The sequence below is a fragment of the Trinickia symbiotica genome, from assembly GCF_003028655.1.
Classification (GTDB): Bacteria; Pseudomonadota; Gammaproteobacteria; order Burkholderiales; family Burkholderiaceae; genus Trinickia; species Trinickia symbiotica_A.
In genome coordinates, this window is record NZ_PYUC01000032.1 from 1 (window position 1) to 10,038 (window position 10,038).

9 protein-coding genes are annotated in these 10,038 nt (G+C 59.1%); 3 read left to right on the forward strand and 6 right to left on the reverse strand.

Going from position 1 to position 10,038, the window contains the following annotated elements; translation table 11 throughout:
* Positions 1–84: 84 nt before the first annotated feature.
* Together C9I57_RS31785 and C9I57_RS31790 are read left to right on the forward strand one after the other, a co-directional pair.
* Entirely contained in the window at positions 85–1,569 is a 1,485-nt protein-coding gene (locus tag C9I57_RS31785) for a methyl-accepting chemotaxis protein (protein ID WP_107154471.1), read from the forward strand.
* A 233-nt stretch (positions 1,570–1,802) separates the two neighbouring features.
* Positions 1,803–2,408, forward strand: a complete 606-nt coding sequence (locus C9I57_RS31790) for an autoinducer binding domain-containing protein (protein WP_107154479.1) — start codon at positions 1,803–1,805, stop codon at positions 2,406–2,408.
* Positions 2,409–2,448: 40 nt separating this feature from the next.
* Here the strand turns inward: C9I57_RS31790 and C9I57_RS31795 are convergent, their stop codons facing one another.
* The 5 genes from C9I57_RS31795 to C9I57_RS32960 form a co-directional block, all read right to left on the reverse strand.
* Entirely contained in the window at positions 2,449–3,234 is a 786-nt protein-coding gene (locus tag C9I57_RS31795; RefSeq protein WP_107154472.1) for an SDR family NAD(P)-dependent oxidoreductase, read from the reverse strand.
* Between the two features lie 116 nt (positions 3,235–3,350).
* On the reverse strand, positions 3,351–3,602 hold the full coding sequence (locus C9I57_RS31800; protein ID WP_258187927.1) for a hypothetical protein: 252 nt from the start codon (positions 3,600–3,602) through the stop codon (positions 3,351–3,353).
* Between the two features lie 180 nt (positions 3,603–3,782).
* Complete coding sequence (locus C9I57_RS31805; RefSeq protein WP_107154474.1) at positions 3,783–4,865, reverse strand: porin; 1,083 nt, start codon at positions 4,863–4,865, stop codon at positions 3,783–3,785.
* Between the two features lie 903 nt (positions 4,866–5,768).
* Complete coding sequence (locus tag C9I57_RS31810; protein WP_258187928.1) at positions 5,769–6,806, reverse strand: 2,3-butanediol dehydrogenase; 1,038 nt, start codon at positions 6,804–6,806, stop codon at positions 5,769–5,771.
* A gap of 259 nt (positions 6,807–7,065) precedes the next feature.
* On the reverse strand, positions 7,066–7,203 hold the full coding sequence (locus C9I57_RS32960; protein ID WP_181322026.1) for a hypothetical protein: 138 nt from the start codon (positions 7,201–7,203) through the stop codon (positions 7,066–7,068).
* Positions 7,204–7,665: 462 nt separating this feature from the next.
* On the opposite strand from C9I57_RS32960, the gene C9I57_RS31815 reads away from it, so the two are divergent.
* A complete protein-coding gene (locus tag C9I57_RS31815) occupies positions 7,666–8,412 on the forward strand; it encodes a Crp/Fnr family transcriptional regulator (RefSeq protein WP_107154476.1) in 747 nt (248 codons plus the stop codon).
* Positions 8,413–9,366: 954 nt separating this feature from the next.
* On the opposite strand, the gene C9I57_RS31825 is transcribed toward C9I57_RS31815, so the two are convergent.
* Positions 9,367–9,870 (reverse strand): 2,4'-dihydroxyacetophenone dioxygenase family protein, encoded by a 504-nt coding sequence (locus tag C9I57_RS31825; protein ID WP_181322027.1) that lies wholly within the window; start codon positions 9,868–9,870, stop codon positions 9,367–9,369.
* Between the last annotated feature and the right edge of the window lie 168 nt (positions 9,871–10,038).

A 10,038-nucleotide genomic window follows, 5' to 3' on the forward strand; every position in this document is an offset into this window, starting at 1 on the left:
GACGTGCTCAATCGATTGCCCACCCATCGAGCCGACGACATCGCCGCGCTTCTACCGCATCGTTGGGCGCCTGCTGCGGCTTGATTGCCCGCACCTTGGGCCCAGGATGCCTTCACCGGGTGCTTACAGACCATCGACAAGGCGCTCGAAATGCTCGACCAGTTGGTCGAGCAACGCGAAGGGCGAGCGATGCTGGCTCAGATCAAGGAATCCCGCGCCGCGTACGTCGCTTCATTCAGCAAGGTTTCACAGTTGCTGCGCAACGATAAGCGTGACGAAGCAGCCAGCACGATGCGCGGCGAAACGCTTCCCTTGTTGGACGTCCTGCAGGAACACATCAAGGCACTGGTGGATTTCCAGAAAAAGCGGGTTGCCGATGGCGGTGTGCAAGCCAGACAGGACATCGACTCTGCCCGAAACCTGATGGTCGGACTGGGCTCCGCGGCTCTCGTGATCGGGTTCGGCCTGGCGCGTGCTGTCACGCGCTCGATAACCCGTCCATGGCGTGATGCGGTGCGAGTTGCCCAGGCTGTTGCCTCCGGCAATCTAACTAGTCGCATTCTAGTGCATTCCAATGACGAGACCGGTCAACTGCTGCAATCTCTTAAGGACATGAACGAACGCCTTAAAGAGATTGTTGGAGAAGTACGTCTGGGCACCGACACCATCGCCACTGCATCGAGCCAGATCGCGAGCGGCAATCTGGATCTGTCATCTCGCACGGAAGAGCAGGCCGCGTCGCTCGAGGAGACCGCCGCGAGCATGCAAGAGCTGACGAGCACCGTTCGTCAGAACGCGGACAACGCGAAACATGCGACGATGCTGGCCACTACGGCGTCGGGGATCGCACGACGCGGTGGCGACGTGGTCGAACGCGTCGTCGACACGATGCATGGTATCTCCGACAGCTCGACCAAGATCGCCCAGATAATCAGCGTGATCGAAGGGATCGCGTTTCAGACCAACATCCTTGCCCTGAATGCCGCGGTCGAGGCGGCCCGCGCCGGTGAGCAGGGCCGCGGGTTTGCCGTCGTGGCCGGCGAGGTCCGCACACTTGCGCAGCGCAGTGCCACGGCGGCCAAGGAAATCAACGAGCTAATTAGCGAGTCGGTCGCGCAGGTTAACACCGGCTCGAAGCTCGTCGAGGAGGTGGGCCAGACGATCGGCGAAGTTGTCCAGTCGGTGAAGCGCGTGACGGACATCATGAATGACATCGCAGCGGCATCGGAAGCGCAGAGCGCCGGCATCGAGCAGGTCAATACGGCGGTCACGCAGATGGACAAGGTGACCCAGCAGAATGCCACACTTGTCGAACAAGCCTCCGCGGCAGCGCAGTCGATGGCTCAACAGGCGCAGGCCCTGCGTGAAGCCGTGGCGGCGTTCAAGGTTGGCGACACTGGAGTACCAGGCGAATTTTCTATCGTCACAGCGGGCCGAGTGCGGGCCATTGCCGCTGTGACGGACCTCGTGAAGCCGCTGTCAGCCCGTCGCGCACTGCGTTGCCCGAAGGGGCCCGCAGCCGCCGAATCATCTGTCATCGCAACAGAGCCTGACTGGCAGACGTTCTGATGGCCGACGGGGGAGCCTCACCATGAACGCACAAAAAACAAGACTCTGCGGACCCAAAGCGCGAGTACCTCCTTTTCGCGCTCCGTGCCGAGCAGTATGCGGCCTATATCCAGCAAGTTCGGGAAATTCGAGGCTATGATCGGGTTGTAATTTGCAATAGTTAATGGAACTCGCCCCGTCCCGCAAATTGTACTGCCCGTTTGGGCATCGTTGATTGCGAAGGTGGTAGCGATATGCATGCATGGAGAGAGACGTATCTGAACAGTGTCGCTGCGGCGAAGTCCGAGGCGGATATGTTCCGGGAGCTCGCCGCGGCGGCGCGGGAACTGGGTTTTGGTCACTGTTCGTTCGGCATCCGCGTGCCGTTCCCGGTCAGCAAGCCACAATTCACGCTTCAGTCGGACTATCCGGACGCGTGGGTCGAGCGCTATGTCAGCCGCAACTATTTTGCCGTCGATCCCACGCTCCGGCATGCGCTCACTCAGCCGCACCCCTTGATCTGGAGAGCCGACAACCAAACGCAGAGCGCAGAACTCTGGGAGGAGGCGGCCCACTTCGGATTGCGCCACGGTTGGTGCATGCCCTCAATCAGCCGCACGGGGGCGATTGGGCTGGTGACGATGGTGCGGTCAGGCGAGCGCCGTGCGAACGCTGCCCGAGCGCTCTTCAGGGCCGGGAATCGCCGGCCACTGCGCGGCACCACGAGCAACATCGGCGCCTGCCACAGATGCGCGACGCATTGGCCCGCCGCGGCCAGCGACAGCAGCGCCGTCTCCGCCACGAGGGGATCGTCGGCGTCGGCATTGAAGTCGACGATGTTGGATGGCATATGCACGTGAAACGGGTTGGGAACGAGGGACCGGAGCGGCACTTTGCGGCCTAGTGGAAGGTAAAGCCGCCGTCCACGTTGACCGACTGGCCGGTGACGTTGTCCATCGTCGCGAAGAACAGCGCCAATCGCCCCATGTCCTGCGGCGTCTGCGCGCGACCTTGGGGAATGAGTGTGAGCTGGTGGCGAGCCCACGAGTCCTCAACCGTTTCTCCGTCGTTCTTCCATTCGTCGGCGAGGCGATCCCACATATACGTGCGGACGATCCCCGGGCAGATGGCGTTCACGGTGATGCCCTCCTGCGCCACCTCCTTGGCCAGCGCGTTGGTAAAGCCCACCACCGCGAATTTGGAAGCACTGTAGTGCGCGAGATTTGGAAAGCCTTCCTTGCCGGCGATAGAGGCGACATTGATGATGCGCCCCGACTTCCGCTCACGCATCGGCCCCAGCGCGGCTTTGCAGCCTAGGAAGGTGCCTTTGGCATTGACATCCATCACGAAGTCCCAGTCCTTCTCGGTGAGATCCGCGACTGGGTGGATGTTGATGACGCCCGCACAGTTGACCAGGATGTCCAGCCCGCCCAGTTCCGCCACCGCCTGGTCGACCATTGCCTGCACCTGCGCGGCGTCGGTCACGTCCACGCGACGGGTGACAGCGCGCCAACCCAGTTCACGTACCTCGCCGGCAGTGGTCTGCATCGCATCATCCAGCAGATCGGCGATCAGCACGTCGGCGCCTGCTCGCGCCAGTTCCAGCACGATGCCTTTGCCGATACCGCGCGCGCCGCCGGTCACGATCGCCGATTTACCGGCCAGTGGAAGAGAAGTCGATACCATGTTGTGTCTCCTTGGATGTTGTACTGCGGGTAATAGTCGCCGCGGCGCCGGGCTGCGGCGGTGCGGCCTGAAGCTTGGGCGTCGGCAGGCTAGCGGAGCTGGACGTCATGGGTGTGCTAGCGCCTTCCTGAGCATGCGCATTGGAGAGGGATCAAGGTGGCCAGCGCTAGGCCAAAGTAGGCCTCGACTGCTTGCGCCGGCGTAAAGCCTGCGCGATAGTATTGACGCAAACGCGCGACCACGGCGTTATCTGCCTGGTACGGGTAACTTACGAAATTGGCAGCGCGGGCCTGTTCGTACCAGGCGCTTGTCCATTCGACGATCTTGTGCAGTTCATCAACGGCGATGCGATGTTGCGTTTCAGGCACGTTATACTCCATTCGATTCTATCTCTGCGCACCGTGCCACCAGCAAATGCTGGTCTTCAGCACGAACAAAATGCTTATTAGCACTGCGCGGGTCGGTACCGATTTGCGACCGGGAAGTACCAATCCGCGCATCTCCGTCAGTGGTAGCCGTGACGCAATGCCGACGAATAAAGATATCGTTTAGAAAACGTGGCGAACGCCAAGGTTCGCCCCCACTGTCGTGCCCGTGACGCCGTTCAGCGCGCCGTTGATCGAGAGACCGGTGTTCATCGCTCCGTGGTTGTTCACGACACCCACCTGTCCATACAAGGTGGTCCTTTTCGATAGGAAATATTGGACTCCGACCGCGCCCATGACCGAGTGATTTGTCGTCTGATTTCGATCGCTCGTGACCCAGACGCCGCCGTTCAGATCGAGATCGGGCAGAAGCAGATAGTCAACACCACCACCATAAACGTTGTTGTTGAACGAGCCGGCCACCTTGTAGCTTGTGAACGATGCCTTGACCGTTACCTTGCCGAATTTGTATGCGGCGCCAAGCATTCGACCGAGAAACGGCTGCGTGGTCGGAACGGGTGTCTGAGCATTGCCGCCGGCATTGCCGTTGTATAACGACGCATTGATCGTCAGGCTGCCGTTGTCGTATTTCAGGCTGGCGGAATATTGGCGGCCGGCAGAAAAATTGCCGGCCGCGCCGCCGAACGCGAACATCACGCTGCCCTGCAATCCGGCGATCACCGGGCTCGTATAAGACACAGCGTTGGCGTTAAAAATCCCTGTAGCCACCACGTTGTTGACATAGTTTACGATGCCGCTGCCGAACTGCGATAAGCCGCGCGGGTCGAGTTCGTACAGCGATAGTAAGAAAGGTGAGAACTGCAGACCAGCCTTGAACTCGCCGAGGTCGTTGCTCAGTCCGACCCATGCCTGCCGGCCGAACATGTTGCCGTTTGAATCGTTGAACGCGCCGTTGGCCATACTGAAGCCGCTCTCGAGCTTGAACTCCGCTTTCATCCCGTGGCCGAGATCTTCCACGCCTAAAAGCCCGAACTCCGATACCGAATCGCCACTATCGATCAGCGCAAATTGCCTGCCTGCGTTCTGCCCAGTCGACGCATTCGGCGACTTATTCGTGAACAACAAGCCGGCGTCGACGACGCCATAGAGCGTAACGCTGCTCTGTGCCTGGGCCGCACCCGCGAGCGTCAACCCGAACACCGAGGTGACTAATCCCTTTGCTGCGAACCATCGTTGTTGATCCATACTTTGTCTCCTTCTATGTAATATTGATCCGGTCGGAGCCCTTTCGGTCCAATACGGAACTTATTTAGGACTACTTAACAATTTAATAAATTTACGTTATTGACTCCATGAGCAATATTCGGCTTACAGCGATCCCGATACTGATTTATACGACTTGACTTTCAGCTGACTCAACGGCTTTTGCGCTGCCCATGCCGCACTTCAGATGCCCCCCCGTAAGACTTATGACACAGTAAAATCCAATATTCTGATAATAAGTCTGGATCCGCACCAAATCTCCGTGTGCCGGATTAGCAACCAGCGTTTACTGGCCGAACTCCTGGTGCGATCAGGTTCTGCGCTAATTCGCGCAGAAGGTGCTCGATGAGTGCACCGCGAACCGGCATGCTGGCGAGTTCCAGAAGGTCTTGAGCGAGCAGTGACAATCTTGTCTCCTTAAGTAAGGTGCGTGTGCCGGTGGCTAGAGATACCGGTCAACGCCGGAAGCGTGCGAAGGACAAGGAAACCTGGTGGCCGAGAAGTCGCTGGTGCGCCGCCCAAACGAACAGCGTCTGTTTTGAGAGCGATTGAGACCAGTCATATCGTCGGAAACCGGGTTCGCTAGAGACGAAGCCGGAGACCTCCATGCCCATCGAGACTCGGCCGAGCGCAATTCCCGCGGCGATAAGCCTTCATGGATTCGCCTTTGCCGACCTTTTTGATACCGCAGGACTCGATCTCTTTGCGCGTAGCTTCCAGTTCTTCCGCCATCCAAGGCGAGTCCCAAACCGCGAAGCGGTGACCGCCCTTAGCCAAGTCGCAGCGCGATCGCTTTGCCGATGCCGCGAGCCGCACCAGTGATATCGAGCAACCGCCATGGCTCTTCCTCGTAAATATGTTTCGAAGCCGAACGTAGTGGCGCGCTCAAGCGGACGGATCGATCAGGATCTTCATCTTGCGCCCGGCTCGTAACTGTTCGAATCCTTCGGTTACGATTCCTTCCAAAGGGATAGTCTCGACCCAGCCGGTCATGTTGTAGTGCCCCTTGGCCATGAGATCGATGACGGCCCGATAGTCGTCGGCGGTATAGCAAATCGTGCCCTGGATACGCCGTTCCTTGAGTACGAGGTTGAGTAGCGGCGTAGGCATCGGCCGGTCGTAAACTGCCACGCTGACGAGCGCACGGTGCTCGCCGATACAATCGAGCGCCGAAGCGACCGCAGCCGGTACGCCGGCTGCATCATAGGCAGCATCTACGCCGTTTCCATTCGTCTTCTCGGCGATCAGGTCGGCGACGTTCACGGTCGTGGGGTCGATCGTGCGCGCACCTAGTGCCTCGGCGGCCTGGCGCCGCGCCACTGACGGCTCGACAAGGTCGATCTCGGTGAGTCCCATGCCGCGCAAGGCGAACCACAGGCCAAGGCCTATGGGCCCAGCGCCGAAGACCAGCGCCCGACTCTGGTCATTCACACTCCCGAGTTTGGCCGCGTGATAGGCCACCGACATCGGCTCAACGAGCGCCCCCATCTCCACCGACACGCTGTCCGGAAGCTTGTGAACCATGTTGTGCTGCACGACGGTATATTCCGCCATGCCGCCATCGGCCATCAGTCCATGGAAGCCGATGCAGTTGCAAAGGTTGTAATAGCCGGTCCGGCACGGACGACAATCCCCGCACCGGTAAATTGGCTCAACGGCGACCTTGTCGCCTTCCCGGACGTCCGTTACGTCCGCACCTACCGCGGTTACGATTCCAGACAACTCGTGGCCAAGCACGAGAGGCATCGCCTTTCCAGTCAGGGGGTGGGGCTCCGCCTTCGGAACGAAGATCGGACCGTCGTAGTACTCATGGAGGTCGGTGCCGCAAATGCCGTTGCGACTGACCTTGATTTTGACCTGGCCCGCCGATACGGATGGTTCCGGCAGGTCTTCGATCCTTAGTTGATTATTGCCGTAGTACACTGCAGCTCGCATTGTTTGTCTCCTCTATGGATTGATGTGGGGTCGGCAAGAGGCCTGCCTCGTGCTTCTACCGACAGATGGAAGGCTCTCGCCTTCGATACAAAAAGCATTCGTACATGCCAACTTCTTGAGCATGCCGGCTCATCGAGGCGCCGCGCTTGCACCTCCCCCGTCTTGCCTTCCACATTCAGAACAACGTCGCGACCTGGAACGGCATATCTATCGCCGCTCAATGACTAGTCCAGATACGCTCTCCTCCCTACACTTCGCCGTGTGCCTCGCGGTGGACTTTGAGACCCGAGCCGCGGGCATCAGTGAGGCCGCGCATGTGCTTGATGATGCAGTCCAGTCGCAGCGCTATCCGCTCGGCGTCACCCAGCTTGTTGATGGTGCTCATCTTTTGTCTCCGATGGGTTCGGGCGCGCGCCTGGATCGACGCGACATGGCGGTTAGGCCATAGACCGAATTGTATAAACACATATGCTTTTGTCAACGACATTGACAAATGCATACATGAGTACAATCCCTACGTGAACTCACCCGCCCGCTCGAGCGCACTGGCAAGGCACCTTGCACGCACTTATGTTTCGCGTCAGGTGCGGCGCACGTCACCATGGACAACCGCAAGGCGGTCTCCATAAACGTCGGCCGCTCGCGCGATAAATTCGATAGGCGTGAGGGGGCATAGCTGGCCTGCCGGCGGTCAAGGCCCTCATCGAACATGTGCGTCATGACATCGCTTCCTAGCTTTGCTGAACTTGATCAACAAAGACTAGCAACGTACATTGTTGAGGGTCTGTCATTGCGATGACAAAGCCTCCTTGAGCGCACCCTATGCTCTTTTTCTCAAAATCCGCCCATGAATGACGTTCCCGACACCCCGTCCGCCCCGCTCAGGGATAGCACGTCTGAGGAGATCGGACAGGCTGAAGCGCCCCGGTTATTTGGACGCTGCACGTGGTTTCGCGCACTTGCAAGTGAACACCAGACCCTCGTACTGGAGCACGCGCAAGCCGAATACCGCGAGACCGGGGCGCTTGTCGCTCGCCGGCAGGCGCCGTCCGACTACTGGATTGGCGTTCATTCCGGCTTGCTCAAGCTTGCCCTCTACACCCCGTCCGGCCGCAGTTGCACCTTTTCAGGCGTACCCCCGGGGGGCTGGTTCGGCGAAGGCAGCGTCATCAAGCGGGAACTCCGCAAATATGATGTGGTGGCAATTCGGCCGTCCGTCGTCCTGCTCGTTCCGTCAGCGACCTTCCACACGTTGCTATCGTCCAGCCTGCCATTCAATGGATTCGTGATCCGTCAGCTGAACAACCGTATGGGAGAATTCATCGCATCAATCCAAAACAGCCGTCTGCTCGACGTCGACGCGCGAGTAGCTCAATCACTTGCGCAACTATTCAATCCCGATCTTTACCCCGAGACAGGACGAACGCTCGCCATTTCACAGGAAGAAATCGGCCTGCTGGCGGGAGTCTCGCGCCAGCGAAGCAATCAGGCATTGCAAAACCTCGAAAGGCTCGGCATTGTGCGGGTTTCGCGTAACCAGATCGACGTACTCGACGTCCACCGGCTGAGCGCATTCGGCCGTGACCAGATATAACCGCCTTTGCCCAACGTCAACCGCGCCCGCGGCGTAGCTTTAGCCGGAGCATCAGTCCACGCGAATTGGGCACGCGCAGTATCGAAGAACCCGGCTACTGCAGGCCCAGGCAGCTACTGCCGTAGTTCGATGCAATACGCCTATCGCGGGCCACGCGGCATTCCGCACTCCGAAGACCGTGCGTGCGCGCAATCCGCGCCAGGATGGCGCTGCCCCAGGCGCCCCGACAATCCCATTTGAATACGTCCCTCAGTGCCCATCAGCGCTGCAGTCAGTGGATGATAGTCAGTAAGATTGCGGCAGCACTGGTTGCCTAGAATCCAACGCCAGATTCCGGTGCCCAATTCGGGCACCGGGCACCTACTTCGCGTGTTTGACGGCAAGGCGCTGGTCGAGGCCGTTTGCGGCAAGGGCGTCAAAGGCCGGATCGGCGAGCAACGCGGTGGTGTGCTGGGGACGCTGTCGAGGGCGTGCTCGCGGAGGGCATTCGCATCGTCATGCTCGCGGGCGACAGCGAGCCCACGGCCAAAGCCGTCGCGACTCGTCTCGGCATCTACGAGGTCGTAGCGGGCGCAGCATGCATATTGTTCCAGAAAAGCGGCGGCATCCCCAATGTCGTAATTGCCGTAAACACGATGTCTCGGCGCAACGGACTAAGTTTTCTCTTGTGACCATTCGCAGCTCGAGTACCTCTTGCTTTGATTAGCTCAGTTGCTACGACGGCTAGCGCAGTAACCAGCCCAAATAGCATTGCGGCGCCAACGGCTGTCCACTTCTTACTGATTGCATCCAAACCGAAAAGAATGGAGTGCATGACGGTCACTGCGCCTACGTATATTCGCCTCCTTGTCTCTTTTCTGCTATGTATGACGGGCTCACACAAACGCCGGCTCAGCCGGCGCGGCCCCGTTATTCACCGGGGCACCTAAAGTCCGCCCCGGTGCCAACATTGGCTCAGGCAGCGCGTACCATGCTGTTCAGATCGACGAGTGGCATGTTGTTTTCGAGGCAATGGTCGATGTACCTTTGTTGAAACGTCGTCGCATTTTCAAATCCGACCTTGTTGCCGTTTTCGTCGAGGAACGCGATCGAGCCCTCCAGGATGATGAAAAGTACCACTTCCTCTCCGGGGACCGTCTTGAACGTGTGCTTCGAGTTGGCGACTTCATAGATGAAGTCGCCAGCCTTCGCCACCCAGTCCTTCTCGTGCTCCTCATAGTACCAGCCACCGCTCACCGTGTAGACGTGGATCGTCCCGTAGTGGTCATGGACGCCGAGCGAGCAACCTCCAGGCGCCTTTAGAAGCATCGTCACCTGTCCGCTAACGGGATCGATGTGAAGCATCTTCAGCTGGACGTCGTTCGAGTAGGGCGTGAACGGATGCCATGGCGACTTCGTGCTGTCGAAGTGCAGTGGTTCGTATTGCGGGATTCGGGTGAGTTTTGTTGCCGCTTCCATTGTTGTCTCCATCGGTTAGTGGTGTTGTCAGGTCATATGGCTGAGATTGACCCGCAAAAACGGACACCTATCCTTTTGATCAGGAGGTGTCGAAATGGGCAGGCATCGTACCCCATACCCGGCGGAATTCCGGGCCCACATGGTCGAGCTGGTGAAGGCCGGACGTAC

Bases quoted from the DNA above. Each gene is read 5' to 3' on its own strand.
- C9I57_RS31790 (WP_107154479.1), top strand. From the start codon at position 1,803: ATGCATGCATGGAGAGAGACGTATCTGAACAGTGTCGCTGCGGCGAAG.
- C9I57_RS31795 (WP_107154472.1), bottom strand. From the start codon at position 3,234: ATGGTATCGACTTCTCTTCCACTGGCCGGTAAATCGGCGATCGTGACC.
- C9I57_RS31805 (WP_107154474.1), bottom strand. From the start codon at position 4,865: ATGGATCAACAACGATGGTTCGCAGCAAAGGGATTAGTCACCTCGGTG.
- C9I57_RS32960 (WP_181322026.1), bottom strand. From the start codon at position 7,203: ATGAGCACCATCAACAAGCTGGGTGACGCCGAGCGGATAGCGCTGCGA.
- C9I57_RS31815 (WP_107154476.1), top strand. From the start codon at position 7,666: ATGAATGACGTTCCCGACACCCCGTCCGCCCCGCTCAGGGATAGCACG.
- C9I57_RS31825 (WP_181322027.1), bottom strand. From the start codon at position 9,870: ATGGAAGCGGCAACAAAACTCACCCGAATCCCGCAATACGAACCACTG.